A 25,678-nucleotide genomic window follows, 5' to 3' on the forward strand; every position below is an offset into this window, starting at 1 on the left:
GTAACCGTAGCTCGGGCCAAGCCTACCCGGCATCAACTGCGACGACGCCGCGCCGAACATCATTGATAGCGCGCTTGGCTGCCGCCCGCACGTCGGGATCGGGTGCGGCGTTGCGCACCTGGTCGAGCAGGTCGAGCACCTGACGGCACCAGCGCACGAAGTCCCCCGCCGACATCGGTGACCCGCTGCCCACGGCATCGGCGGCGTCCAGGGCCGCCGCCAGGTCCCCGGTGCGCGCCCACCGGTAGATCACCGACACGAAGCCGTCGTCGGGTTCGCGGCTCTGCGTGATCCGGTGGGTTTGTTCGTCGGCCCGCAGCGCCGTCGACAACCGGGCCGTCTGCAGCAGCGCCTGGCGCAGCGCCGGGGTGGGGACGTCGCGGCCGAACGGTGCGCCCGGACCGTCACCGCCGCGCGCCTCGTAGAGCACCGCCGATACCACCGCCGCCAGCTCGGGGGGCTTCAGACCCGCCCACGCGCCGGTGCGCAGGCACTCGGCCACCAGCAGGTCGCTCTCGCTGTAGATGCGGGCCAGCAGCCTGCCGTCGTCGGTGACGCGCGGATCGTCGGCGGGGCCCTGGATGAACTCGCGCTCGGTCAGCAACCCGACGATCCGGTCGAAGGTACGCGCCAGCGAGTTGGTGGCGGCGGCCACCTTGCGTTCCAGCTGCGCGTTGTCGCGTTCGATGCGCAAGTAGCGTTCGGCCTGGCGGACCTGCTCCTCGACGCCCGGCGAATTGTGCAACGGATGGCGCCGCAATTGTTCACGCGCCGAAGCCAATTCGGGATCGTAGTGCGCGTTCTCCTTGTCCCGCCGGGCTTTCGGGATGGCCAGTCCCTCAGCGGCCGACAGCAACGCCGACGCCAGGTCGCGCCGTACCCGCGGCTGGCGGTGTTCGACCCGCTTGGGCAGCGTCATCGTCCCGATCAGCGGCGTAGTGCCCGAATAGTCCGCCGAGGAGATCCGCCCGGCCCAGCGGTGTTCGGTCAGCACGAGCGGCCGAGGGTCGTCGCGGTCGCGTGCGGATTCCAGGACGACGGCCAGGCCACCGCGGCGACCGTGGGTGATGGTGATGATGTCGCCGCGGCGCAGCGCGGCCAGCGCGTCGGAGGCCGCCTGGCGCCGGTGCAGTCGGGAGGCGCGGGCCTGGGAGCGATTCAGGTCGGTGATCTGCGCGCGCAGCCGGGCGTACTCCAGGACGGGTGCGTCGTGTCCGCCGATCTCGGCGGCGATCTCGTCGAGCATGGATTTTCCGCGTTCGATGCCGCGCACCAGCCCGACCACCGACCGGTCCGCCTGATACTGCGCGAACGACTGCTCCAGCAGCCGGTGCGCCTGCTCCGGCCCCAGCTGACGGACCAGGTTGATCGTCATGTTGTACGACGGCGCGAACGAACTACGCAGCGGAAAGGTACGCGTGGAGGCCAGGCCCGCCACCTCGGACGGCTCGACGTCCGGCGTCCACAGCACCACCGCGTGGCCCTCGACGTCGATGCCGCGCCGACCTGCCCGACCGGTCAGCTGCGTGTACTCCCCCGGGGTCAGCGGCACATGCTGCTCTCCGTTGAACTTCACCAGCTTCTCCAGCACCACGGTGCGGGCCGGCATGTTGATCCCCAACGCCAGGGTCTCGGTGGCGAACACGGCCTTGACCAGGCCCGCGGTGAACAATTCCTCGACGGTGTGACGGAACGCCGGCAACATCCCGGCGTGGTGGGCGGCCAGGCCACGCAGTAGGCCTTCGCGCCATTCGTAGTAGCCCAGCACCGCCAGGTCGGCGTCGGCCAGGTCGCCGCAGCGATGCTCGATGACCTCCGCGATCTGCGCGCGTTCGGCCTGGGTGGTCAGCTTCAGCGGTGAACGCAGGCACTGCTGGACGGCGGCATCGCAGCCGACGCGGGAGAACACGAACGTGATCGCCGGAAGCAGTCCCGCGGAGTCCAGGGCCGCGATCACGTCCGGGCGCGCCGGTGGCCGGTAGAAGCGGGGGCGCTCGGGCCTGCCCTGATGCCGCCGACGGGGTTGCCAGTCCGTCATCCGGTCGGCTTCGCGGCGATGCGCGATGTGGCGGGTCAGGTCGGGGTTGACGTGCGGTTTTCCCTTGGGGGACGTGGGTTGGGCGCCGTCTCGGCGGTAGTCGAAGAGGTCGAAGAGTCGCTTGCCGACCAGGACGTGTTGCCATAGCGGCACCGGCCGGTGCTCGTCGACGACGACCGTGGTGTCGCCGCGGACGGTCTGGATCCAGCCACCGAACTCCTCGGCGTTACTGACCGTCGCCGACAAGCTCACCAAGCGCACCTCGTCGGGCAGGTGCAGGATGACCTCTTCCCACACCGGGCCTCGCATCCGGTCGGCCAGAAAATGCACCTCGTCCATCACGACATGCGAAAGCCCTTGCAGCGCAGCAGAATCCGCGTAGAGCATGTTGCGCAGCACCTCGGTGGTCATCACCACCACCGGAGCGTCGGCGTTGACCGACAGGTCGCCGGTCAACAGGCCGATCTTGTCCTTGCCGTAGCGGGCGGTGAAGTCGGTGTGCTTTTGATTGCTCAGCGCCTTCAACGGCGTGGTGTAGAAGCACTTGCCGCCACCGGCCAGCGCAAGGTGCACGGCGAATTCGCCGACTATCGTCTTGCCCGCCCCGGTCGGCGCGCAAACCAGCACGCCGTGGCCCTGCTCGAGCGCGGCGCAGGCGCGCCGCTGAAAGTCGTCGAGCTTGAACGACAACTCGGCGGCGAAGCGGGTCAGCTCGGGCGGATCAGGAGACGCCGTCATGCATTCCGTCCTGCGCGAGCGTCCCCAAAACGACGGTCGAGAGGCCGTTTGACCATACATATGGGGACGCTCGCGGCACGGTGGCCCGCGCTCGCGGCACGGTGGTGTGCGCTCGCGGCACGGTGGTGTGCGCCCGCGGCACGGTGGCCCGCACTTGCGGCACGGTGGTATGCGCTCACGACAAGGCGGTATGCGCTCGCGCTCAGCAAACGAGCCACCGGATCAGGTGACGTCGTCATGCGTCACGCCGATCACCGAGGGCGCCGGAATCGGCGAGGGCGGCTCGATCACCGAGGCTTCGTCGTCGGGAATCGCGGCGGCCTCCCGCTTGGCTTTGCGCTTGTCGTGCAGCCGAGCGATCTGGATGGCGAACTCGAGCAGAACCGTCAGTGCCAATCCGAGCGCTGTCATCGAGAACGGATCCGAGCCGGGTGTGAACACCGCCGCAAACAGGAACATCGTGAAGATCAGGCCACGCCGCCAAGCCTTGAGCCGCTCGTAGGTCAGCACACCGACGAAGTTCAGCATCACGATCAGCAGCGGAAATTCGAAGCTGACGCCGAACACCACCAGCAGATTGATCAAGAATCCGAAATAACGGTCGCCGGACAACGCCGTCACCTGGACGTCGCTGCCGACCGTCAACAAGAAGCTCAGCGCCTTGGACAACACCAGGTAAGCCAGCCCCGCGCCCGCCACGAACAAAAACGCCGCCGGGATCACGAACGCGACCGCGAACCGGCGTTCCTTCTTGTACAGACCGGGCGTGACGAACGCCCACAACTCGTAGAACCACACCGGGCAGGCCAGCACCACCCCGGCCGTCATCCCGACCTTGAGCCGCAACATGAACTGGTCGAACGGGGCCGTGGCCAGCAAGCGGCACTGGCCGTCGGCGCTGATGCTGGCGCGCGCCGACTGCGGCAGCGCACAGTACGGATGCCGCAGCCACTCGCCTAGGCTCTCCAGCCCGAAGATCGGGTGCGAATACCAGACGAAGCCGAAACCCGTGGTCACCAGGATCGCAGCGATAGAGATCAACAGCCGGGCACGCAACTCGGTCAGATGGTCGACCAGCGACATCGTCCCGTCGGGGTTGACCCGGCTGCGCCGGTTACGCGGGTCGAGCCGTCTGAGAGGACCTAGAGCGCGCGCTGAGGCCCTGGAACCTTTCACCAGGTCAGGATGACGCCGGACTAGGCCGGCCGCGCCTCGGTGTGACCCTGCTCGGCACCCGTCGGGGGTTCGACGCGCTGCGACTGCACCGGCGTGGGCGACTCGATCGAGGCCTCGGCCTTGTTCTCGCTCTGCATCTCGCGGACTTCGGACTTGAAGATCCGCAACGACTTACCCAACGAACGGGCCGCATCGGGGAGCCGCTTGGCACCGAACAGCACGATCACCACAATGGCCAGGATCACCCAGTGCCACGGTTGAAGACTGCCCACTTTGATTACCTCCAGACGTTGGCCCCGATGTTACCGCAGGACGGGCCCACCCCTGGGACAAGCGAGTCGCGCGCCGCGGCTCAACACGGCATCAGCCGAGCTCAGCGGCCTGGTACGCCGCGAGAGCCGCCTCCGCGGCCCCGCGGACCCGCTGCGCCAGCGACTCCGGCGCCAGCACCGTCACCTCGGCTCCGAAGCCCAGCAACAGCCGCGTCATCCAATCCTCGGAGGCATAGGTCATCGTCACCTCACACGAACCGTCGGGCAGCTCGCGGGCGTCGCGCATCGGGTAGTACTCGAACATCCACGACGCCGACGGCGCCACCCGCAGCGTGGCCGCCGGCAGCGACGGGTCGCCGTCGAATAGCGACGTGTCCGGCGGCGACTGCACCGCCGGTTCCGGTGGTGTGGCGGGTTCGCGCAGGTCGCTGGCATCGACGATGCGGTCGAACCGGAACAGCCGCACCCCTCCGCCTCGCGCGACCACGCCTCCAGATAGCTGTGACCGCCGATCAGCAACACCCGGATCGGGTCGACCGTGCGGGTGGTCAGCGAATCGTGCGAGGCCGCGTAGTAGTCGATGGACAGGGCGTGCTTGTCCCGGACGGCGGCGCGCACGGTGGCGGCCGCGCTGCTCTCCAGCGCAGCCGGTTCGTCGACGGCGGTCGCGGCGTTCTCGTGCCCGACGGCGCCGGCCGCGGCGGCGATCTTGGCGATGGCGCTGCGGGCGGCCTGCGGATCCACCACGCCGGGGATATCCGCCAGCGCCCGCAGTGCCACCAACAAGCCGGTCGCCTCGGGCGAGGTCAACCGCAGCGGCCGGTCGATACCCGCCGAGAACGTCACCTGGACCGTGTCGCCGGAAAACTCGAAATCGATGAGATCGCCGGGCAGATAACCCGGCAGGCCGCACATCCACAGCTGGTTCAGGTCGGCCTCGAGCTGCTTGTCGGACACGCCGAGCTTGGCCGCCGCCTCGGCCTTGGTGATGCGCGGGTTGGCGGTCAGGTACGGCACCATGTTCAGCAGCCGCACCAGCCGATTCGACAGTTCGGTCATGCCGGCGGCTCCCCGATTCCGGCGGCCGCACGCAGCCGGTCCAGCACGTCCTCGCGCAGCGACGGCGGCGCCACGACGATCGCATCCGCACCGTAGCCGGTGACGTCGCGCGCCAACCGGTCGCTGGACCCGATGTCGATCTCGATCACTTCGCCGTCGCGTCCGGCCAGCCGCCGCGGTCCCAGCGACCTGCCAGCGCGGCGCAGCGCGGTGGCCCGCCCGTCGGCAACCCAGACGGTGGCCTGGGCACCCGAGGGCGCTTCGGCCTCGGCTACGGCGGCGGCCACGATCGCGGACAGGTCGAGTCCGTCGGGCACCCTGACTGCGCCGGGTTCCCCGACGGGCTTCACACCGGCGCCGATACGTGAGATCCGGAAGGTGCGGGTGGCGTTGCGGTCCCGGTCATGGCCGACCAGATACCAGCGGCCCTTCTCGGTGATCACCCCCCACGGCTCCACGGTGCGGGTGACATACGGCTCGGCGCGCGACGGCCGGTGCGGGAACTGGACGGCCTGCCGGGATTCGATGGCCGCCAACAGGATTCCCAGCACGTCCTCCGACCCGCGCAGGCCGGGTACCCCCGGCGGCGACGCGATGGCCACCGGCGCGCTTTCGAAGGGGTCGACGTCCACGCCGGCGGCGCGCAGCTTGAGCAGGGCGCCCTGGGTGGCGGTGATCAGTTCGGGCGATTCCCAGAGTTGGGTCGCCACGGCCACTGCGGCCGCCTCCTCCGCGGTCAGCTCGACGGGCGGCAGCGCGTAGGCCTCCCGGTTGATCCGGTACCCCTCGGTGGGGTCCAGTTTCGACACCCGGCCGACCTCCAGCGGGATACCGAGGTCGCGCAACTCGTTCTTGTCGCGTTCGAACATCCGCGAGAACGCCTCGGTGGTGGGGCTCTCGGAGTAGCCGGCCACGCTGGTGCGGATTTTGTCGGCGGTGATGTAGCCGCGCGTCGACAGCAGCGCGATGACGAGGTTCACCAACCGTTCGATCTTCGACGTCGCCACGGGTTCCCACCTTAAAGAATCGCCGCCGAGCGTGAACTCAATGGAGGCGCAAAGCCGGGCTCACATGCTCGCGATCAGCCGCTTGACCCGCTCGTCGACGGCCCGGAACGGGTCCTTGCACAACACCGTGCGCTGCGCCTGGTCGTTGAGCTTGAGGTGCACCCAGTCGACGGTGAAATCCCGGCCGGCAGCCTGAGCTGCGCTGATGAACTCACCGCGCAATCTCGCGCGGGTGGTCTGCGGCGGTGTGTCGACGGCCTCGGCGATCTCCTCGTCGGTGGTCACCCGGGCTGCCAAACCCTTGCGCTGCAGCAGGTCGAAGACGCCGCGGCCGCGCTTGATGTCGTGGTAAGCCAGGTCGAGCTGCGCGATCTTGGGGTCGGACAGCTCCATGTTGTAGCGGTCCTGGTAGCGCTGGAACAGCTTGCGCTTGATCACCCAGTCGATCTCGGTGTCGACCTTCGCGAAGTCCTGGCTCTCGACGGCGTCGAGTTGGCGGCCCCACAGGTCGACGACCTGCTCGATCTGCGCGTTGGGCTCCCGGGTCTGCAGGTGCTCGACGGCGCGGCTGTAGTACTCACGCTGGATGTCCAGGGCGCTGGCCTGCCGCCCGCCGGCCAGCCTGACCGGTCGCCGGCCGGTCGCGTCGTGGCTGACCTCGCGGATGGCGCGGATCGGGTTGTCCAGCGAGAAGTCCCGGAACGCGACGCCGGATTCGATCATCTCCAGCACCAGCGCGGCCGTGCCGACCTTGAGCATGGTGGTGGTCTCGGACATGTTCGAGTCGCCGACGATGACGTGCAGTCGGCGGTACTTCTCGGCGTCGGCGTGCGGCTCGTCGCGGGTGTTGATGATCGGCCGGCTGCGGGTGGTCGCGCTGGAGACGCCTTCCCAGATGTGTTCGGCGCGTTGGGAAAGACAGAAGGTGGCCGCCTTGGGGGTCTGCAGCACCTTGCCGGCGCCGCAGATCAGCTGGCGGGTGACCAGGAACGGCAGCAGCACGTCGGAAATCCGGGAGAACTCGCCGGCGCGCACGATCAGGTAGTTCTCGTGGCAGCCGTACGAGTTGCCCGCCGAGTCGGTGTTGTTCTTGAACAAGTAGATGTCACCACCGATGCCCTCGTCGGCCAGCCGCTGCTCGGCGTCGATCAGCAGGTCCTCGAGGACCCATTCACCGGCACGGTCGTGGGTGACCAGCTGCACCAGGCTGTCGCATTCGGCGGTGGCGTACTCCGGGTGGCTGCCCACGTCGAGGTACAACCGGGCACCGTTGCGGAGGAAAACGTTGGAACTGCGACCCCACGACACGACCCGGCGGAAAAGGTAGCGGGCCACCTCGTCCGGACTGAGTCGACGATGCCCGTGAAAGGTGCAGGTAACACCGAACTCGGTCTCGATGCCCATGATTCGTCGCTGCACCCAATCGAGGGTACAAGTTGTCCACCCGGGACGATGAACAGCCGCGCCCGAACGGGGCAATGAGGTGTCGTGGCCGAATCAGCGGAAGCGGCGCACGGCGGCCGATCCGGTGTGCGGACCGGGTCTAGCTGTCTCCGGAATCCTTCGATTCGCCGGAGTCCGGCGTTTCCCCGTCGGCTGCAGCGGAGTCGCCGGAATCCGTCTCCTGCAACGCCGTTTCCACGGCCGCGCGGGTCAGGCGCTTGAACGCCCGCCGCGGCCGGTTGGCGTCGAGGATCGCGACTTCGAGATTGGCGACCGCGACACTGGACTGGCCGTTGCCACTGGACTCGGGGCTTCCGGCCCGCAGCGCGCCGACCGCGATCTTCAGCGCGTCGGCCAGGTCCGCGGCCTCGGTATAGGACTCCTTGAGCGCGTTGATGATCGGCTCGGTGGTGCCGCCCATCGCCACGTAGTGCGGCTCGTCGGCGATCGACCCGTCGTAGGTGATCCGATAGAGCTCCGGGGGCTTGGTCTCGCCGTAGTGCGCCACCTCGGCCACACACAGCTCCACCTCGTAGGGCTTGGCCTGCTCGGTGAAGATGCTGCCCAGCGCTTGAGCGTAGACGTTGGCCAGCTGGCGGCCGGTGACGTCGCGGCGGTCGTAGGCGTAACCGCGGGTGTCGGCGAACTGGATGCCGGCACGGCGCAGGTTGTCGAACTCGTTGTACTTGCCGGCCGCGGCGAAGCCCACCCGGTCGTAGAGTTCGCTGATCTTCTGCAGTGAGCGCGACGGGTTCTCCGCGACGAACAGCACACCACCGGCGTAGGCCAGGGCCACCACGCTGCGACCGCGGGCAATGCCCTTCCGCGCGAGCTCGCTGCGCTCACGCATCGCCTGTTCGGGCGAGATGAAATACGGGAAACTCACTTCTCACCACCGTCGGGGCCGAAAGTGTCAGCACGCGAACGGCTTTCGATGACATCGCGGGCAAGTTCGGCGATCCGCCGTTCCGGGACGTCCATCGCGCCGTCGGCGTCGATGGTGACCGCGGTCGGATAGATGCCACGGACCAGATCCGGGCCACCGGTCGCGGAGTCGTCGTCGGCGGCGTCGTAGAGCGCCTCCACCGCCACCCGCAGCGCCGAATCGCCGTCGGTGACCTGGGAGTACAACTTCTTCATCGAGGACTTGGCGAAGATCGAACCCGATCCCACCGACTGGTAGCCCTCTTCCTCGATGTTCCAGCCCCCGGCGGCGTCGAAGGAGACGATGCGCCCCGCCGACTCCGGGTCGGCGGCGTGAATGTCGTAACCGACCAGCAGCGGAAGGGCCACCAGACCCTGCATCGCGGCCGGCAGGTTGCCCCGCACCATGATGGCCAGCCGGTTGACCTTGCCCGCAAAAGTCAACGGCACGCCCTCGAGCTTCTCGTAATGTTCCAGCTCCACGGCGTAGAGGCGAGCGAACTCGACGGCGATCGCCGCGGTGCCCGCGATGCCGGTGGCGGTGTAGTCGTCGGTGATGTACACCTTGCGTACGTCGCGCCCTGCGATCATGTTGCCCTGCGTCGAGCGGCGGTCACCGGCGATCAGAACTCCGCCCGGGTACTTGAGCGCGACGATCGTGGTGCCATGCGGCAACTGGTCACCGACCTGGGCGCCACTAATGCTGGCGGGAAGCAACTCCGGCGAGTGACGGCGCAGGAAGTCGGCAAAAGACGACAGGTCTACACCTGAGGATCCGGGAAGTGCTGAGTTGATGGGTAGGCGATCGGGCGACTGCCAGGTCACTGGCCGCCCTTTTGGACGTAAGCCCGCACGAAGTCCTCGGCATTCTCCTCCAGGACGTCGTCGATCTCGTCGAGCAGATCGTCGGTGTCCTCGGTCAGCTTCTCGCGACGTTCCTGACCCGCGGCCGCCGCACCGGTGACGTCGTCGTCATCGCCACCGCCACCGCCGCGTTTGGTCTGCTCCTGCGCCATCGCCGCCTCCTGCTCGTCATACACCTTCGGGCGGGTGTCCATACGCCCGCTGGCTTTTCTCTACCCTACCGGTCGCCCCCGACATTTCGTCGGTCTAACCACGCCTTCGACCAGTCAGCGCGTCAGCTGTTCCACCAGCTCCACCGCGCTGTCCACCGAATCCAGCAACGCCCCGACATGCGCTTTGCTGCCGCGCAGCGGCTCCAACGTCGGGATTCGCACCAGCGAGTCGCCGCCCAGGTCGAAAATCACCGAGTCCCAGCTGGCCGCGGCGATGTCGGCGCCGAACCTGCGCAAACACTCGCCGCGGAAGTACGCGCGCGTGTCGGTCGGCGGCTTGTCCACCGCCTCCAGTACCTGATGCTCGGTGACCAGCCGCTTCATCGAGCCGCGCGCCACCAGGCGGTTGTACAGGCCCTTATCCAGCCGCACATCGGAGTACTGCAGATCGACCAGGTGCAGCCGGGGCGCCGACCAGCTCAGGTTCTCCCGCTGCCGAAAACCTTCGAGCAGCCGCAACTTGGCCGGCCAGTCCAGCAGCTCGGCACACTCCATCGGGTCCCGCTCGAGCAGGTCCAGCACCTGCGCCCAGGTCTCCACCACGTGCGACGCGCGCGGGTCGGGGTCGCGACTGTCGACCAGCTTGGCCACCCGGTCCAGATAAATCCGTTGCAGCGCAAGGCCGGTCAGCTCGCGGCCGTCGGCCAGCGCCACCGTCTGGCGCAGCGACGGGTCGCGGCTGATCGCGTGGACGGCATGCACCGGCCGGGCTAGCGCCAGATCGCTGAGGTCGACCCCCGCCTCGATCAGGTCCAGCGCCAGTGCGGTGGTGCCCAGCTTCAGGTAGGTCGAGGTCTCGGCCAGATTGGCGTCACCGATGATGACGTGCAGCCGGCGGTACCGGTCGGCGTCGGCGTGCGGCTCGTCGCGGGTGTTGATGATGCCGCGCTTGAGCGTGGTCTCCAGCCCGACTTCGACCTCGATGTAGTCGGACCGCTGCGACAACTGGAACCCGGCCTCGTCGCCGGAGGCCCCGATGCCGACCCGACCGGAACCCGTCACCACCTGCCGCGACACCAGAAACGGGGTCAGACCGGCGATGATGGCCGAGAACGGCGTCTGGCGCGACATCAGGTAGTTCTCGTGCGACCCGTAGGAGGCGCCCTTGCCGTCGACGTTGTTCTTGTACAGCTGCAGCTTCGCGGCGCCGGGCACGCTGGCGACGTGCCGGGCGGCGGCCTCCATCACCCGTTCGCCGGCCTTGTCCCAGATCACCGCGTCCATCGGGTCGGTGCATTCGGGCGCGGAGTACTCCGGGTGCGCATGGTCCACATAGAGCCGCGCGCCGTTGGTCAGGATCATGTTGGCCGCGCCGACCTCGTCGGCGTCGACCACCGGCGGCGGGCCGGCCGAGCGGCTCAGGTCGAACCCACGGGCGTCGCGCAGCGGCGACTCGACCTCATAATCCCAGCGGGTCCGCTTGGCGCGTTGGATGCCGGCGGCCGCGGCGTAGGCCAGCACGGCCTGGGTGGAAGTGAGGATCGGGTTGGCGGTCGGGTCTGACGGCGAGGAGATGCCGTACTCGACCTCCGTCCCGATAATCCGTTGCATGGGTTAAAGACTACGGTCCCGCGATCGTCGGCTGAGCCCGGCATCTACCAGTCCTCTTCGCGCAGTCTCCGCACTCGCGTTCCGTCTCGTGCGATCAGCTGGGGGTATCAGGGGCTGGCCGGCTCGGTGCGCGCTGGATATGTCGCTCCGATCTACATCGGCAGCGAAGGGTATCCGCAGCACATCATGGTTGTCACTGGTGTCCAGGGGGATAGTCTGCGAATCTACGATCCCAGTTCCGGACGAATGACCACTGTGCCGCAACAGCAGTTCTCGAACCGGATTTTCTCGAGAGACGAGGCTCGGCCTCCCGAATCACGACCGAACGGGTCCTCGACCCGCACGCCGCAGTCCGCAATCCGGTAAATCGATTGTCTCGTCGAACGGGTATAGCGCAGGGCCTTGCCCAGGGGCCATATCTGGTTGCCAAGTAAGCCTGTTTTTGCTGCGAGACCTGCCGTCAGTGCCCAGGGTGGTGACCCGACGACGGATAGCGCCCCGCCGTCGATCCGTTGACCGACAATCTGCGCGCCACTTCGACCGCCCGCAACCACTACGCCGCGAGGTGGGCGACACGCTATTTGACCCGTGTTGACGCCGGTCAACCCGGTGATTAGGTTCACCCTGGTGTCAGCCCCTCAATCAAATTCCGCGCCGCGCCACGCCGCGGCCGACCTGTCCGGCAAACGCTACGGCGAAGTTCTGCTCGTCACTCCCGGCGAAGCGGGTCCCCAAGCCACCGTCTACAACAGCTTCGGGCTCAACGACTGTCCGGCCGAACTCTGGTCGGCCTTGGACGCCCACGCCATCGCGACCGAAAACGGTGCGGCCACAGCACTTCTCAACGGTCCGCGGTATTGGCTGATGAACCGCATCGAGAAGGCACAACAGGGCATGCAGATGACCAAGACCTTCGGCGGCATCGACATGCTGCTGCAGGCCACCGTGCTGCTGTCGTCGATGAACCCCACGCCCTACACCGTCAACCAGGTGAGCCGCCACACCGTGTTCGTGTTCGACGCCGGCGAGGAGATTTACGAACTGCAGGACCCACACGGGCGGCAGTGGGTGATGCAAACCTGGAGCCAGGTGGTTGATCCGAACCTGTCGCGGGCCGATCTGCCCAAGCTCGGTGAGCGGCTTAACCTTCCGGCGGGATGGTCCTACCGCGCCCGCACGCTCGATACCGAGTTGCGTATCGACACCACCACCCAGGCCGCCCAGGTGCTGCAGGACGAGCTGACCAACAGCTACTCGCTGGTGACTTAAGTTCCTGCGGCTGCAGGAAGAAGACCCCGACGTCGGCGGCCAAGCAAGGTCCTCGCCAGCGAAGCGAAGTCGCGCCGGCACGACCCTCGGTCGGACCGGCGCGACCCTCGCGCCGCTTACAAGTACTGGCCCAGGTTGGACTCGGTGTCGATGGCCCGCGACGCACTCGACGACTTGCCGGTGACCAGGGTGCGGATGTAGACGATCCGTTCACCCTTCTTGCCCGAGATCCGCGCCCAGTCGTCGGGGTTGGTGGTGTTGGGCAGGTCCTCGTTCTCGGCGAACTCGTCGACGATCGAGTCGAGCAGATGCTGGATGCGCAAACCGGGCTGCCCGGTCTCCAGCACCGACTTGATCGCGTTCTTCTTCGCCCGGTCGACCACGTTCTGGATCATCGCCCCGGAGTTGAAGTCCTTGAAGTACATGACTTCCTTGTCACCGTTGGCGTAGGTGACCTCCAGGAAGCGGTTGTCGTCGATCTCGGCGTACATCCGCTCGACGACCTTCTCGATCATCGCCCTGATGCAGGCGCCCCGGTCGCCGTCGAACTCGGCGAGATCGTCGGCGTGCACCGGCAGCGTGTCGACAAGGTACTTGGAGAAGATGTCCTGGGCCGCTTCGGCATCCGGACGCTCGATCTTGATCTTCACGTCCAGCCGGCCGGGCCGCAGGATGGCCGGGTCGATCATGTCCTCGCGGTTGGAGGCGCCGATCACTATGACGTTCTCGAGCCCTTCGACGCCGTCGATCTCCGACAGCAACTGCGGCACCACGGTGGTCTCGACGTCGGAGGAGACGCCGGTGCCGCGGGTGCGGAAGATCGAGTCCATCTCGTCGAAGAACACGATCACCGGAGTGCCTTCGGAAGCCTTCTCCCGGGCGCGCTGGAAGATCAGCCGGATGTGCCGCTCGGTCTCGCCGACGAACTTGTTGAGCAGCTCAGGGCCCTTGATGTTGAGGAAGTAGGACTTGGCCTCACGGGCGTCGTCACCACGCAGGTCCGCCATCTTCTTGGCCAGCGAATTGGCCACCGCCTTGGCGATCAAGGTCTTACCGCAGCCGGGCGGGCCGTAGAGCAGCACACCCTTGGGCGGACGCAACGCGTACTCCCGGTAGAGATCCTTGTGCAAAAACGGCAACTCGACCGCGTCGCGGATCTGCTCGATCTGCCGGGTCAGACCGCCGATGTCGGAGTAGCTGACGTCGGGCACCTCTTCGAGCACCAGGTCCTCGACCTCGGCCTTGGGGATGCGCTCGAAGGCGTAACCGGCCTTGGTGTCGACCAGCAGCGAGTCGCCAGGCCGCAACTTGCGCGGCCGGCTGTCGTCGTTGAGCGCGTCGGGATGCCCTTCGGGCAGATCCTCGGCGACCAGCGGTTCGGCCAGCCAGACAATGCGTTCCTCGTCGGCATGGCCGACGACCAATGCCCGGTGCCCGTCGTTGAGCACCTCACGCAGCGTCGAGATCTCGCCGACCGACTCGTAGGTCCCGGCCTCGACGACGGTCAGGGCCTCGTTGAGCCGGACCGTCTGGCCTTTGCGCAGCGACGCGGTGTCGATGTTGGGCGAGCACGTCAGTCGCATCTTGCGACCCGAGGTGAACACGTCGACAGTCTCGTCCTCATGCGCACCGAGCAGCACCCCGTAACCGCTGGGCGGCTGGCCCAGTCGGTCGACTTCCTCGCGCAGTGCCAGCAGTTGTTGGCGGGCCTCTTTAAGAGTTTCCATTAATTTGGAATTGCGGGCCGCGAGCGAGTCGATTCGAGCTTCTAGTTGATGCACATCGCGCGCCGAGCGCGTCGAGCCTTGGTGTGCGACGGCGTTGTCGAGTTGTTCGCGAAGCACGGCGGCCTCACGCCGCAGCTGTTCCAGTTCTGCAGCATCGTCGCTGGACAGGGGGATATCGCGGGGGTTCTTGAATGCTTCAGAACGCTCTGAGTCACCCATCTTGCGCTCCTTTCCCGCACCAGGAATGGCGTGGCGGATACCTCTAAGCTACCGGCCGACGGCGCTTCATGTGCGCAGTCAAATGCCCTTGAAAAGTTACAAGTTAGGTCACGCTGGTAATCTCGGGTTCTACTCGGGCCGCGCGAAAGGACTTCTGTGACCGCGAAATCCCAAGCCACGGGCGTTCAGACCGTCGCTTCGGCCGATACCGGGGCCGCGAGTGTGACATCCGTTTCATTCCACAGTTTTGCTGTCGGCTGAGCGTGCCGCTGGATGTCGCGAAACCTCTGCGTAACCCTGGGCGCCGCCGTCGTGGTGGCGGTGCTGGCGCTCGCGGGATGCTCGCGTGACACCGCCAAGAAGATGGATTCGGCCCAGACGGCGGTGCCGCCCGCGCCGTCGAGCACCGTAGCCGCCGCGCCCACCGCTCCCCTGCCCGCGCCGGAGATCCTCTCCGATGTGTTGTCACGTCTTGCCGATGCGGCGGTCCCGGGCAACGACAAGCTGAACCTGGTGCAAGGCGCCGGGCCCGAGACGGCCGGCGCGTTGGACAGGTTCACCACCGCCGCGCGCGACGGCGGCTACCTGCCGATGACGTTCGTCGCGAACAACATCGCATGGTCGAGCCAGAACCCGTCGAACGCCACGGCCACCGTCGTCGTCCACACCGCCAATCCGGATCACCGGGAGTTCACTTTCCCGATGGAGTTCACCTCGACGCCGGGCGGCTGGCAGCTGTCCCGGAAGACCGCGGAGATGCTGCTGGCCATGCAGAACGCCGGGACGTTGCCGCCGACGTCACCGCCGGCCGCGCCCGCGCCCAATCCGGCGCCGCCGCCCGGCCCGGAAGCCGGGCCGCCGGCGAGTCCGTCGCCGACGCCCTGATGTGGATCGGCTGGCTCGAGTTCGACGTGCTGCTGGGCGACGTGCGCTCGCTGAAGCAGAAACGCTCGGTGATCAGGCCGGTGGTGGCCGAGCTGCAGCGCAAGTTCAGCGTGTCCGCGGCCGAGACCGGGTCGCATGATCTGCACCGGCGCTCAGGCATCGGTGTCGCGGTGGTGTCGCCCGACCGCGCTCACACCGTCGACGTGCTGGACCGCGCCGAGCGCCTGGTCGCGGCGCATCCGGAGTTCGAGTTGCTGTCGGTTCGGCGAGGTCTGCACCGCAGCGACGACTGATCAGCCGTCGCGGCCGGGACGCTTGCGGCCCAACGGCATCGGCGCCACCGCGCCGGGAGCGAGCCGACGGGTTGCGACCAGAAACGCGGTGTGACCGCGCATCGAATGCTGCGGCCGCACCGCCAGTCCCACTACGTTCCAGCCGCGCTGAATCGTCTCCCACGACCGCGGTTCGGTCCAGCACTGCTGGGCACGCACCGCCTCGACCACCTTCGACAGCTGGGTGACCGTCGCGACGTAGATGATCAGCACGCCACCGGCGACCACCAGCCGCGACACCGCTTCCAGCACCTCCCACGGCGCCAGCATGTCCAGCACGGCCCGGTCGAAGGAGCCGTCCGGCAGCTCGGCATCGGACAGGTCGCCGATGACCAGCTCCCAGTTCGGCGGCAGCTCGCCATGAAAGGTGCTGACGTTGCGGCGGGCGTGCTCGGCGTGGTCGGCGCGTACCTCGTACGAGGTAACCCGGCCCTGCGGGCCGACCGCGCGCAGCAGCGACAGTGTCAGCGCGCCGGAGCCCGCGCCCGCCTCGAGCACCCGGGCGCCGGGAAAGATGTCGCCCTCGTGCACGATCTGGGCCGCGTCCTTGGGGTAGATCACCTGCGGGCCGCGCGGCATGGACATCACGTAATCGACCAGCAGCGGGCGCAGCACTAGGAACATGGCGCCGTTGCTGGACTTGACCACGCTGCCTTCGTCGAGCCCGATCAGCGTGTCGTGGGCGATGCGACCGCGGTGGGTGTGAAATTCGCTGCCGGGCGTCAGCGTGATCGTGTAGTGGCGGCCCTTGGCGTCGGTGAGCTGCACACGCTCACCGACAATGAACGGACCGGTCGCTGACACGGCGTACAGCGTGCCAGCCGACGCGCCGCGGCCCTTCTTCGGGTTGTCGGTGCGCAGTCATAGGCTGCGAATATGACCGATCAGCTGGCGCCGCCCCCGCCGGCTGCTGCCAGCCCGCGACCTGCCCTGTCGCCGTCGCGGGCCGCCGACTTCAAGCAGTGCCCGCTGCTGTACCGGTTCCGGGCCATCGACCGGTTGCCCGAGGCCCCCTCGACGGCACAGCTGCGCGGGTCGCTGGTGCACGCCGCGCTGGAGCGGCTGTACGGGCTGCCGGCGGCGCAGCGGGTTCGCGATACCGCCTGCGCGCTGGTGGAACCCGCCTGGGAGCAGGTTGTCGCCGCTGAGGCCGAACTCGCCGCAGAGTTGGGCCCCGAGCAGCGTCTTCAGCTGATCGACGAGGCCCGTGCGCTGCTGCGCGGTTACTACCGGCTCGAGGACCCGACCCGCTTCGACCCGCAGTGCTGCGAGCAGCGGGTGGAGGTCGAGTTGGCCGACGGCACGCTGCTGCGCGGCTACATCGACCGGATCGACGTCGCGGCCACCGGCGAATTGCGGGTCGTCGACTACAAGACCGGCAAGGCGCCACCGGAGACGCGTGCGGCCGCTGAGTTCAGAGCCATGTTCCAGATGAAGTTCTATGCCGTGGCGCTGCTGCGTTCGCGCGGTGTGCTGCCCGCCCGGCTGCGACTGATCTACCTCGCCGACCGTCAGGTGTTGGATTACACCCCCGATCATGACGAGCTGCTGCGCTTCGAGAAGACCCTGACGGCGATGTGGCGCGCGATCCAATCCGCCGGTGCGACCGGCGATTTCCGGCCCAACCCGTCGCGACTGTGCGATTGGTGCCCGCACCAGGCGCACTGCCCGGCATTCGGCGGTACGCCGCCGCCGTACCCGGGCTGGCCGGCGTGTCGCAGCGAACCGGCGGCATGACCGGCAGCTACTCCTGATCCAGCGACGTTAGCCCAACGGCCACACCCGCGGACCGAACGCCAAGTCCGGCAACAGAATCATTGACACCGCGCCTCGCCGCCGCCTAATCTTTGAGACACCTCATCTCAAATAATTGCGATTGAGGTGCGAGCGATCATCCAGAGACCGCCCAGCTCGACTGGTGAAGGAAGCTCAGCAATGTACGACGGAGTACAGACGCTCACCGCCATCGACCAACACAAGCTCGGGATTTTGGCGCTGTGCTCGCTGGCGATGGTCTGCAACTACACCTGGTTCTTCGCCTCCTACGTGATTGCGCGCCGCGAAAAGACGTATTCGATACCGATCTTCTGCACCCTGTTCTGGTTCGCCGGCGACGGCTCGTTCGTCGCCCACTACCACACCTGGTTCACCACCTACCACCACTGGTACGTCGAATTATTTTGGGTCGCTTTGCTTTTCACCGTCACCTTCGAGGTCGCCTTCATTGTGCAGGCGATCCAGTACGGCAGGACAGAGTTGCTGCCTTCGGCGAACCCGCGCCAGTTCGCCGCGCTGATCGTGGCCGGAGCCGCCGCGGCGATTGTCATCTGGAACGCCCTTAGCCATGCGATGGGTGATCCGCTCGCGGTGACGTACTTCTCCGTCGCCAACGCCGCCTTACCCGTGATGTACGTCGGCGTCCTGATGCGCCGCCGCAGCAGCGCCGGAACCGCCCCCATCGTCTGGTGGGGTTACCTCGGGATGATCACCTTCTGGTTCATCGCCCTCGCCGTGTTCTTCGGACCCGAGTTCCGCTCATTCTGGTACCTGGCGTTGTGGGCACTGTGCACGATCGCGGGAACCGGTGTGCTGATCGCGGTCAAACGGCTGCCCAAGACGCAGCGGCAACCCACAACACTGTCCAGCGCACCGGTAGGCACCACCGCCGGTTAGCTCGTCCAGCTGCCGGATCGGTCCTCGACGAAGACCGCCCGCGTCACATCTTTTCCCGCGCTCCGCCCCCGCGGTCCCGTCCGCGGCTACCGGTCCGATAGCGGCGAAAGCTCCTGCAGCACAGCGTCTTGGGTCACAGCGCGGCTGCCGCCACGACGATGGCGACGGCGCCCAACACCGCGACCGCGTCCTCCAGCAGTGCGATCGGCAGATCGTGGCCGCCGTTCCTGACGACGAGCGCCCGCCGGGCCTGGAAACCGCCCACGGTGCCCAGTACGGCACCGATGATGCCGGCCCCCAGCGCCGCCCACTTGTGCCCCCACGCAGTGCCGATCACCGCCCCGGCGAAGCCGCCGATGATGAGCCGGACCAGAAACACCGGCGTCGCGGTGCGCGGCGGTGTCTTGGGCAGTTTGTCGTTGACCAGTTCGGCGACGGCGAGCAGGCTGAAAATCACCACGGTGACGATGTTGCCCACCCAGGACGCCCACGTTCCGGTCATGTTGAGCCAGCTGAGGAACACCGCCCACGCGACCGCGGCGGGGGCCGTCAGGGACCGCAGCCCCGCCACGACCCCGATCAGCAATGCCAGCAGCAGGACAAGAACTTGCGTCACAGCAATCCCTCCTGGGACAGACGTACTCCCCTGGCGACGATGGCGGGAAAGCCCGCGGCCTACCGCAGTTCCCAGCGGGACGCTAACACAGCTAAGCCCGCGGTCGACGGTCAGAATCTGCAGAACCTGATGTCGGAGGCCAGGATCGCCTTGGCTCCGATGACGGCCAGCCGGTCCATGATGCCGTTGACGTCGCGGCGCGGCACCAGCGCCCGGACCGCGACCCAATCCGGATCGGCCAGCGGCGCGATGGTCGGCGACTCCAATCCGGGGGTGATGGCGGTGGCCTGGTCCAGCGCCGAGCGTGGGCAGTCGTAGTCGAGCATCAGGTACTGCTGGCCGAACACCACGCCCTGAACGCGGGCAATTAGCTGATCCCGGGCCGCGGCCGCCTGGCCGCCGGGCTCAGCCCGCTCGATGAGCACGGCCTCGGAGTCGCACAGCGGCTCCCCGAAGGCCACCAGGTTGTGCAGGCTCAGCGTGCGTCCCGAACCCACCACATCGGCGATGGCGTCGGCGACACCGAGCTGCACCGAAATCTCCACCGCTCCGTCGAGTCTGATCACCGTCGCGCCGACGCCCCTGGCGGCCAGATCCTTACGAACCAGGTTGGGGTAGGCGGTGGCTATCCGCTTGCCGGCCAGGTCCTCGACCGTCCAGTCCCGTCCGGCCGGCGCGGCGTACCGGAACCGGGACGAGCCGAAGCCCAGCGCCAGGCGTTCGCGCACCGGGGCGTCGGAATCCAGCGCCAGATCGCGGCCGGTGATGCCGAAGTCGAGTTCGCCGGAGCCGACGTAGATGGCGATGTCTTTGGGCCGCAGGAAGAAGAACTCGACGTTGTTGACCGGGTCGATGACGGTGAGGTCCTTGGGGTCGGTGCGGCGCCGGTAGCCGGCCTCGGACAGGATCTCGGTGGCCGGTTCGCTCAACGCGCCCTTGTTGGGCACCGCGACACGCAACATGCTCACAGCTTCCGGTAGACGTCGTCGAGGGACAGGCCGCGCGCGATCATCAGCACCTGCGTCCAGTAGAGCAATTGGCTGATCTCCTCGGCCAGCGCCTCGTCGGGTTCGTGCTCGGCGGCCAGCCACACCTCGCCGGCCTCTTCCAGGATCTTCTTGCCCAGGGCGTGCACCCCGGCATCCAGCGCCGCAACGGTGGCGCTGCCGGCCGGCCGGGTGCGCGCGCGTTCGCCCAGTTCGGCGAAAAGATCGTCGAAGGTCTTCACGGCCAGCGATTGTTCCATGCGAGCGCGAGAGAAGTCACAACAGTTTCTTCGGCGTATTCATAACAACTTCAAAAGATTAGGCTAACCTAATGCCGGTTTGGCCAGACTAGCTGGCTTTTATGGCTCGAAGGACTCAGCCGATGATGACCGGTCCCGTGTGGTTCGCGCTGCCGCCCGAGGTGCACTCGACGCTGCTGTCCACTGGCTCAGGCCCCGGTCCATTGCTGGCAGCAGCCGACGCCTGGCACGCGCTCGCCGCCGAATACACCTCCACCGCCGCGGACCTCGAAGGCGTGCTCGGCGCCGTTGCGGCGGGCGCGTGGGCGGGCCCGACCGCGGCGCAGTTCGTCGCGGCCCATCAGCCGTATCTGTATTGGCTGACCCAGGCCGCAACGGTGTCCGCTGCGGCGGCCGCCGCAGCAGAGACCGTGGCCGCCGGTTACACCTGCGCACTCGCCGAGATGCCGACCCTGGTCGAACTGGCGGCCAACCATGCCGTGCACGGCGCCCTGGTGGCCACCAACTTCTTCGGCATCAACACCGTCCCCATCGCGCTGAACGAGGCGGACTACCTGCGGATGTGGGTCCAGGCCGCGACGACCATGAGCGTCTACCAGACCGTCGCAGAGACCAGCCTGGCGGCGGCTACGGCGACGTTGGGCACCGCACCACAGATCGTCACCACCCAGGCAGCGCCGGCCGCCGACACCGGCAGCATCTCTGGCGACCCGACCGAAATCATCCTCGACGCGCTGAACTATCTGGTCACCCTGATGCGCAACCTGGCCGCCCAATACCTGACGGGACCGCTGGGCGACTTCGTCGTGCAAGCGCTGGACTCGTTGCTGTCGTTCATGACCACCGAGATCTTCATGATCCTGGCGTACTCGATCATCGACCCGGTCATCTACATCTTCCCGTTCGCTCCCGCGCTGGCCCCGCTCTTCGCGCCGGTCGGCTTGATCGGGCTGGCCGGGTTAGCCGGGTTGGAGGCGAGCACCGAGTTGCCGCTCGCCGTCGCCGCCACAGCGCCCACCGAGCAGCTGACGCCCGCCGTCACCGGGGTGACGCTGGCCGGCACCGGCGCCGGCGGACCGGCCGCGGCACCGGCCGGAGCCCCCGGATCGTCGGCCGGCGCGCCGGCACCGGCGGCCCCCGCCGCCGGCGGCGTGCAAGTGTTCTATGCGGTTGGCGGCGACCCCGACGGTGAAGGATTCACGCCTACATTCGGGGCCAGAGCCGCCGCCGCCGTCGGTGCGGCGGCGGCGGCGCCAGCGGCCGCACCGCTGTCCAGCGCCGCCGAGGCCAGAGCCAAGCGCCGAGCACGGGTGCGCCAGCACAGCCACAAATATCAGTTCGCCTACCTCGACGAAGAGGTCGACGGACCGCCCGACATGCCCGAGCCCGACGACGTCGCAGCCTCGGCCTCCGGGGCGGGGCCGCAGGGCTTCGTCGGCACGCTGCGCAGAGCAGACGTACCAGCGCTCGGGCTCACACGGCTGCCCGGCGCCGAATTCACCGACGGCCCGCAGGAGCCAATGCTGCCGAACACCTGGACACCCGGCGACGAAGGCCGGTAGCGGCGCACCGACGTCGGCTCAGTCCTCCGGGTTGTAGCCGAGGTTGGGGGCGAGCCAGCGCTCGGCTTCGGCCAGCGTCCAGCCTTTGCGCTTGGCGTAGTCGGCGACCTGGTCCTGGGCCAGCCGGCCGACCACGAAGTATTGCGACTGCGGATGCGAAAAGTACCATCCGCTGACGGCGGCACCGGGCCACATCGCCATCGACTCGGTCAACTCGATGCCGGTCCGCTTGGTAACGTCCAGCAACTTAAAGAGCGTCACCTTCTCGGTGTGCTCCGGGCAGGCCGGGTAGCCGGGGGCAGGACGGATCCCCCGGTACTTCTCGCCAATCAGGTCCTCGTTGTCCAACTGCTCGTCCGGCTGGAATCCCCAGAACTCCTTGCGGACCCGCTGGTGCATCCGTTCGGCGAACGCCTCGGCCAGCCGATCGGCGATCGATTCCAGCAGGATCGCGCTGTAGTCGTCGTTGTCCGCCTTGAACTCCGCGATCTTTTCCGCGCTGCCGAGTCCCGCGGTGACGGCGAAGGCGCCGACGTAGTCGGCCAGACCGGTGGCCTTCGGCGCGATGAAGTCGCCGAGACTCCGGTTGGGGATGCCGTCGCGGTGCTCGCCCTGCTGGCGCAGGTTGTACAGCGTGGTGAGCACCTCGGTCCGGGTGTCGTCGGTGTAGACCTCGATGTCGTCACCGACCGCGTTGGCCGGGAAGAACCCGATCACCCCGTTGGCCGTCAGCCACTTCTCCTTGATCAGGGTGTCCAGCATTTCCTGGGCGTCGTCGTACAGCTTGCGCGCGGCCTCCCCCGAGACCGGGTTGTTGAGGATGTCGGGGAAGCGGCCCTTCATCTCCCAGGCGTTGAAGAACGGCTGCCAGTCGATGTACTCCCGCAACTCGGCGAGGTCGTAGTCGTGAAAATCCCGCACGCCGAGACCCTGGGCGGGCACCGGCGGCGGGTAGCCGTCCCACTCGATCGGCGTCCGGTTGGCGCGTGCCTTCGCCAGCGTCAGCGTCGGGCGCTCGTTCTTCTGAGCGTGCCGTTCGCGCAGCGCTGCGTAGTCCTTCTCGGTGGCCTCCAGCAACGCGGGACGCTGCTTGTCGTCGAGCAGCGCGGCGGCGACGGGCACCGAGCGCGACGCGTCCTTGACCCACACCACCGGACCGCTGCGGCGCGGCGCCACCTTCACCGCCGTGTGGGCACGCGAGGTGGTCGCACCACCGATCAGCAGCGGGATCTGCAGTCCCTGGCGTTCCATCTCGACGGCGAAGTTGACCATCTCGTCCAGCGACGGGGTGATGAGCCCGGACAGCCCGATGATGTCGGCGTCGTATTCCTCAGCCGCGGCCAGGATTTTCTCGGCGGGCACCATCACACCGAGGTCGATCACCTCGAAGTTGTTGCACTGCAGCACGACCCCGACAATGTTCTTGCCGATGTCGTGCACGTCGCCCTTGACGGTCGCCATGATGATCGTGCCGTTGGTGTCCTTACCGGCTGCCGCGCCGGACTGCTCTTTCTCCTTCTCGATGAACGGCAGCAGGTACGCCACGGCCTTCTTCATCACCCGGGCCGACTTCACCACCTGAGGCAAGAACATCTTGCCGGAGCCGAACAGGTCGCCGACGACGTTCATGCCGTCCATCAGCGGGCCCTCGATCACTTCGATCGGGCGCCCGCCCGCAGCGGCGATCTCGGCCCGCAACTCCTCGGTGTCGTCGTCCACGTGGGCGTCGATGCCCTTGACCAGTGCGTGGGTGATCCGCTCGCGCACCGGCAGGGATCGCCACTCGGCGGCCTTCGGGTCCTCGCTCTTCTCGGTCCTATTGAATCGCTCGGCGATCTCCAGGAGTCGCTCGGCCGCATCCTCGCGGCGGTTCAGCACGACGTCCTCGATGCGGTCCCGCAGCTCGGGGTCGATGGAGTCGTAGGGCACCAGCGCGCCGGCGTTGACGATGCCCATATCCAGGCCGGCCTTGATGGCGTGGAACAGGAACACCGCGTGGATCGCCTCGCGGACCGGGTTGTTGCCGCGGAACGAGAACGACACGTTCGAGATGCCGCCGGAGATGTGCACGCCCGGCAGATTTTCCTTGATCCAGGCGCAGGCCTCGATGAAGTCGATGCCGTACGTGGCGTGCTCCTCGATGCCGGTCGCCAGCGCGAAGCAGTTCGGGTCGAAAATGATGTCCTCGGGCGGGAAGCCGACCTGTTCGGTCAGAATGCGGTAGGCGCGCCCACAGATCTCCTTGCGGCGCTCCAGGTTGTCGGCCTGCCCCTGCTCGTCGAAGGCCATCACGACCACGGCGGCACCGTACTTGCGGCACAACCGTGCCTCGCGAACGAACTTCTCCTCGCCCTCCTTCATGGAGATCGAGTTGACGATCGGCTTGCCCTGCACGTTCTTCAGGCCCGCCTCGATGACCTCCCACTTGGAGGAGTCGATCATCACCGGGACGCGGCTGATGTCGGGCTCGGCCGCGATCAGCTTGGTGAACCGGTCCATCGCGGCGACGCCGTCGATCATGCCCTCGTCCATGTTGATGTCGATGACCTGGGCGCCGACCTCGACCTGCTGCAGGGCCACCGACAGCGCGGTGTCGTAGTCCTGCGCCTTGATCAGGTTGCGGAACCGGGCCGAGCCGGTGATGTTGGTGCGCTCACCAATGTTGACGAACAGCGAATCCTCGGTGATGTTGAGCGGCTCGAGTCCCGCGAGCCGGGTCGCCACCGGGATCTGCGGCACCCAGCGCGGCGGCTTACCTTCGACGACCTTGGCGATCTCGGCGATGTGCGGAGGCGCCGTCCCGCAGCACCCACCGACCAGGTTCACCAGGCCGGCGTCGGCGAACTCGGCGATATAAGAGGCCTGCCGCTCCGGGGACTCGTCGTACTCACCGAAGGCGTTGGGCAGTCCGGCATTCGGGTAGCAGGAGACGAAGGTGTCCGCGATCCGCGACACCTCGGCGATGTACGGCCTCATCTCCGGCGCGCCCAGGGCGCAGTTGAGGCCGACCGCGATCGGTTTGGCGTGCCGGATCGAGTTCCAGAACGCCTCGGTGACCTGCCCGGACAACGTCCGCCCGGAGGCGTCGGTGATGGTGCCCGAGATGATCACCGGCCAGCGCCGCCCGCGGTCCTCGAACAGCGTCTCCACGGCGAACACCGCCGCCTTGGCGTTCAGCGAGTCGAAGATGGTCTCGATGATGAGCAGATCGGCGCCACCGTCCACCAGGCCGTTGGCGGCTTCCAGGTAGGCGGCCACCAGCTGGTCGTAGGAGACGTTGCGGGCCCCGGGGTCGTTGACGTCGGGCGAGATCGACGCGGTCCGCGTGGTCGGGCCGATGGCGCCGGCGACATAGCGGGGCTTGTCGGTGGTGCTGAACTCGTCGGCGGCTTTACGGGCCAGCGCAGCCCCGGCGTAGTTCAGCTCGTAGCTCAGGTCCGCCATGTCGTAATCAGACAGCGAGATCGCGTTCGCGTTGAACGTGTTGGTCTCCAGGATGTCCGCACCCGCCTCGAGGTACTCGCGGTGGATCCCGGAGATGATCTGCGGCTGCGTCAGCGTGAGCAGGTCGTTGTTGCCCTGCAACGCGGTCGGCCACTCGGTGAACCGGTCGCCGCGGTAGCCGGCCTCGTCCGGCCGGTCGCGCTGGATCGCGGTGCCCATCGCCCCATCGATCACCAGAATCCGCTCGCGCAGGGCCGCGGAAAGTTCGTCGGTGCAGTCCGGACGGATGTTCGGCTCAAAACTTTCGGGGGCGCTCACATGCAATCCTTCCATCGCGGAAGGCGTCCTTGGATCTGCCGAGCGTGGCGGATACCAGGGGGACCAGGACCCCCCAAAAAATCCGTTGCAACGCCTCTCGACC

At 67.5% G+C, this 25,678-nt stretch carries 22 protein-coding genes and 1 pseudogene; 7 read left to right on the forward strand and 16 right to left on the reverse strand.

Annotated elements, in window-relative coordinates; translation table 11 throughout:
• Positions 1-22 precede the first annotated feature (22 nt).
• From MKCMC460_RS16655 to dop, 10 genes and pseudogenes are all read right to left on the reverse strand, one after another.
• On the reverse strand, positions 23-2,776 hold the full coding sequence (locus tag MKCMC460_RS16655; protein WP_238304582.1) for an RNA helicase: 2,754 nt from the start codon (positions 2,774-2,776) through the stop codon (positions 23-25).
• Positions 2,777-2,998: 222 nt separating this feature from the next.
• Positions 2,999-3,952, reverse strand: a complete 954-nt coding sequence (gene tatC / locus MKCMC460_RS16660) for a twin-arginine translocase subunit TatC (protein ID WP_236983101.1) — start codon at positions 3,950-3,952, stop codon at positions 2,999-3,001.
• Positions 3,953-3,972: 20 nt separating this feature from the next.
• Positions 3,973-4,224 (reverse strand): Sec-independent protein translocase subunit TatA, encoded by a 252-nt coding sequence (gene tatA / locus MKCMC460_RS16665; protein ID WP_236983097.1) that lies wholly within the window; start codon positions 4,222-4,224, stop codon positions 3,973-3,975.
• 91 nt (positions 4,225-4,315) lie between these two features.
• Positions 4,316-5,283, reverse strand: a pseudogene (locus MKCMC460_RS16670) (helix-turn-helix transcriptional regulator).
• Positions 5,280-6,290, reverse strand: coding sequence for a YafY family protein (locus tag MKCMC460_RS16675; protein ID WP_236983087.1), 1,011 nt, complete (start codon positions 6,288-6,290; stop codon positions 5,280-5,282). Before MKCMC460_RS16675 ends, MKCMC460_RS16670 begins: the two are co-directional and overlap by 4 nt.
• Before the next feature lie 60 nt (positions 6,291-6,350).
• Positions 6,351-7,709: a Pup--protein ligase gene (pafA, locus tag MKCMC460_RS16680; protein WP_236983085.1), complete on the reverse strand. Its 1,359-nt coding sequence runs from the start codon at positions 7,707-7,709 to the stop codon at positions 6,351-6,353.
• A 124-nt stretch (positions 7,710-7,833) separates the two neighbouring features.
• On the reverse strand, positions 7,834-8,619 hold the full coding sequence (gene prcA / locus MKCMC460_RS16685; protein ID WP_236983083.1) for a proteasome subunit alpha: 786 nt from the start codon (positions 8,617-8,619) through the stop codon (positions 7,834-7,836).
• Positions 8,616-9,482 carry a proteasome subunit beta gene (gene prcB / locus MKCMC460_RS16690; protein WP_236983081.1) on the reverse strand — a complete coding sequence of 289 codons (867 nt, stop codon included), beginning with the start codon at positions 9,480-9,482 and terminating at the stop codon, positions 8,616-8,618. Before prcB ends, prcA begins: the two co-directional genes overlap by 4 nt.
• Complete coding sequence (locus tag MKCMC460_RS16695) at positions 9,479-9,673, reverse strand: ubiquitin-like protein Pup (protein ID WP_065049939.1); 195 nt, start codon at positions 9,671-9,673, stop codon at positions 9,479-9,481. The genes prcB and MKCMC460_RS16695 overlap by 4 nt, the downstream gene beginning before the upstream one ends.
• Positions 9,674-9,787: 114 nt before the next feature.
• Complete coding sequence (gene dop, locus MKCMC460_RS16700; protein ID WP_238304583.1) at positions 9,788-11,284, reverse strand: pup deamidase/depupylase; 1,497 nt, start codon at positions 11,282-11,284, stop codon at positions 9,788-9,790.
• On the opposite strand from dop, the gene MKCMC460_RS31800 reads away from it, so the two are divergent.
• Positions 11,279-11,650 carry a papain-like cysteine protease family protein gene (locus MKCMC460_RS31800; RefSeq protein WP_370652842.1) on the forward strand — a complete coding sequence of 124 codons (372 nt, stop codon included), beginning with the start codon at positions 11,279-11,281 and terminating at the stop codon, positions 11,648-11,650. The genes dop and MKCMC460_RS31800 overlap by 6 nt on opposite strands.
• A 261-nt stretch (positions 11,651-11,911) precedes the next feature.
• Entirely contained in the window at positions 11,912-12,553 is a 642-nt protein-coding gene (locus MKCMC460_RS16705; RefSeq protein WP_370652843.1) for a hypothetical protein, read from the forward strand.
• A gap of 116 nt (positions 12,554-12,669) precedes the next feature.
• On the opposite strand, the gene arc is transcribed toward MKCMC460_RS16705, so the two are convergent.
• Positions 12,670-14,499 carry a proteasome ATPase gene (gene arc / locus MKCMC460_RS16710; RefSeq protein WP_236983077.1) on the reverse strand — a complete coding sequence of 610 codons (1,830 nt, stop codon included), beginning with the start codon at positions 14,497-14,499 and terminating at the stop codon, positions 12,670-12,672.
• Positions 14,500-14,772: 273 nt separating this feature from the next.
• Here arc and MKCMC460_RS16715 point away from each other — a divergent pair, with 273 nt between their 5' ends.
• Positions 14,773-15,384, forward strand: coding sequence for a hypothetical protein (locus MKCMC460_RS16715; protein WP_236983070.1), 612 nt, complete (start codon positions 14,773-14,775; stop codon positions 15,382-15,384).
• Complete coding sequence (locus tag MKCMC460_RS16720; RefSeq protein ID WP_236983068.1) at positions 15,384-15,677, forward strand: DUF503 domain-containing protein; 294 nt, start codon at positions 15,384-15,386, stop codon at positions 15,675-15,677. Before MKCMC460_RS16715 ends, MKCMC460_RS16720 begins: the two co-directional genes overlap by 1 nt.
• Here the strand turns inward: MKCMC460_RS16720 and trmI are convergent, their stop codons facing one another.
• Positions 15,678-16,520, reverse strand: coding sequence for a tRNA (adenine(58)-N(1))-methyltransferase TrmI (trmI, locus tag MKCMC460_RS16725; protein ID WP_236983066.1), 843 nt, complete (start codon positions 16,518-16,520; stop codon positions 15,678-15,680).
• A gap of 72 nt (positions 16,521-16,592) precedes the next feature.
• Here trmI and MKCMC460_RS16730 point away from each other — a divergent pair, with 72 nt between their 5' ends.
• Both MKCMC460_RS16730 and MKCMC460_RS16735 read left to right on the forward strand, forming a co-directional pair.
• Positions 16,593-17,453 carry a RecB family exonuclease gene (locus tag MKCMC460_RS16730; protein ID WP_236983064.1) on the forward strand — a complete coding sequence of 287 codons (861 nt, stop codon included), beginning with the start codon at positions 16,593-16,595 and terminating at the stop codon, positions 17,451-17,453.
• A 198-nt stretch (positions 17,454-17,651) separates the two neighbouring features.
• Positions 17,652-18,389, forward strand: coding sequence for a hypothetical protein (locus MKCMC460_RS16735; protein WP_236983062.1), 738 nt, complete (start codon positions 17,652-17,654; stop codon positions 18,387-18,389).
• A gap of 133 nt (positions 18,390-18,522) precedes the next feature.
• Here MKCMC460_RS16735 and MKCMC460_RS16740 read toward each other — a convergent pair whose 3' ends face one another.
• The 3 genes from MKCMC460_RS16740 to MKCMC460_RS16750 form a co-directional block, all read right to left on the reverse strand.
• Positions 18,523-19,005 carry a glycine zipper 2TM domain-containing protein gene (locus MKCMC460_RS16740; RefSeq protein WP_236983060.1) on the reverse strand — a complete coding sequence of 161 codons (483 nt, stop codon included), beginning with the start codon at positions 19,003-19,005 and terminating at the stop codon, positions 18,523-18,525.
• Between the two features lie 110 nt (positions 19,006-19,115).
• Positions 19,116-19,967: an ATP phosphoribosyltransferase gene (gene hisG / locus MKCMC460_RS16745; RefSeq protein ID WP_236983052.1), complete on the reverse strand. Its 852-nt coding sequence runs from the start codon at positions 19,965-19,967 to the stop codon at positions 19,116-19,118.
• Between the two features lie 2 nt (positions 19,968-19,969).
• Entirely contained in the window at positions 19,970-20,251 is a 282-nt protein-coding gene (locus MKCMC460_RS16750) for a phosphoribosyl-ATP diphosphatase (protein WP_236983050.1), read from the reverse strand.
• A gap of 122 nt (positions 20,252-20,373) precedes the next feature.
• Between MKCMC460_RS16750 and MKCMC460_RS16755 the strand changes: the two genes are divergently transcribed.
• On the forward strand, positions 20,374-21,813 hold the full coding sequence (locus MKCMC460_RS16755; protein WP_238304584.1) for a PPE family protein: 1,440 nt from the start codon (positions 20,374-20,376) through the stop codon (positions 21,811-21,813).
• A gap of 18 nt (positions 21,814-21,831) precedes the next feature.
• Here MKCMC460_RS16755 and metH read toward each other — a convergent pair whose 3' ends face one another.
• Entirely contained in the window at positions 21,832-25,590 is a 3,759-nt protein-coding gene (gene metH / locus MKCMC460_RS16760) for a methionine synthase (RefSeq protein ID WP_238304585.1), read from the reverse strand.
• Positions 25,591-25,678: the final 88 nt, after the last annotated feature.

The organism is Mycobacterium sp. 20KCMC460 (genome assembly GCF_022179425.1).
GTDB classification, from domain to species: Bacteria; Actinomycetota; Actinomycetes; order Mycobacteriales; family Mycobacteriaceae; genus Mycobacterium; species Mycobacterium kiyosense.

Bases quoted from the DNA above. Each gene is read 5' to 3' on its own strand.
- MKCMC460_RS16735 (WP_236983062.1), top strand. From the start codon at position 17,652: ATGTACGACGGAGTACAGACGCTCACCGCCATCGACCAACACAAGCTC.
- MKCMC460_RS16655 (WP_238304582.1), bottom strand. From the start codon at position 2,776: ATGACGGCGTCTCCTGATCCGCCCGAGCTGACCCGCTTCGCCGCCGAG.
- MKCMC460_RS16720 (WP_236983068.1), top strand. From the start codon at position 15,384: ATGTGGATCGGCTGGCTCGAGTTCGACGTGCTGCTGGGCGACGTGCGC.
- MKCMC460_RS16755 (WP_238304584.1), top strand. From the start codon at position 20,374: ATGATGACCGGTCCCGTGTGGTTCGCGCTGCCGCCCGAGGTGCACTCG.
- metH (WP_238304585.1), bottom strand. From the start codon at position 25,590: ATGGAAGGATTGCATGTGAGCGCCCCCGAAAGTTTTGAGCCGAACATC.
- MKCMC460_RS16715 (WP_236983070.1), top strand. From the start codon at position 14,773: ATGTCGCGAAACCTCTGCGTAACCCTGGGCGCCGCCGTCGTGGTGGCG.
- MKCMC460_RS16695 (WP_065049939.1), bottom strand. From the start codon at position 9,673: ATGGCGCAGGAGCAGACCAAACGCGGCGGTGGCGGTGGCGATGACGAC.
- dop (WP_238304583.1), bottom strand. From the start codon at position 11,284: ATGCAACGGATTATCGGGACGGAGGTCGAGTACGGCATCTCCTCGCCG.
- arc (WP_236983077.1), bottom strand. From the start codon at position 14,499: ATGGGTGACTCAGAGCGTTCTGAAGCATTCAAGAACCCCCGCGATATC.
- hisG (WP_236983052.1), bottom strand. From the start codon at position 19,967: ATGTTGCGTGTCGCGGTGCCCAACAAGGGCGCGTTGAGCGAACCGGCC.
- MKCMC460_RS16750 (WP_236983050.1), bottom strand. From the start codon at position 20,251: ATGGAACAATCGCTGGCCGTGAAGACCTTCGACGATCTTTTCGCCGAA.
- MKCMC460_RS16730 (WP_236983064.1), top strand. From the start codon at position 16,593: ATGACCGATCAGCTGGCGCCGCCCCCGCCGGCTGCTGCCAGCCCGCGA.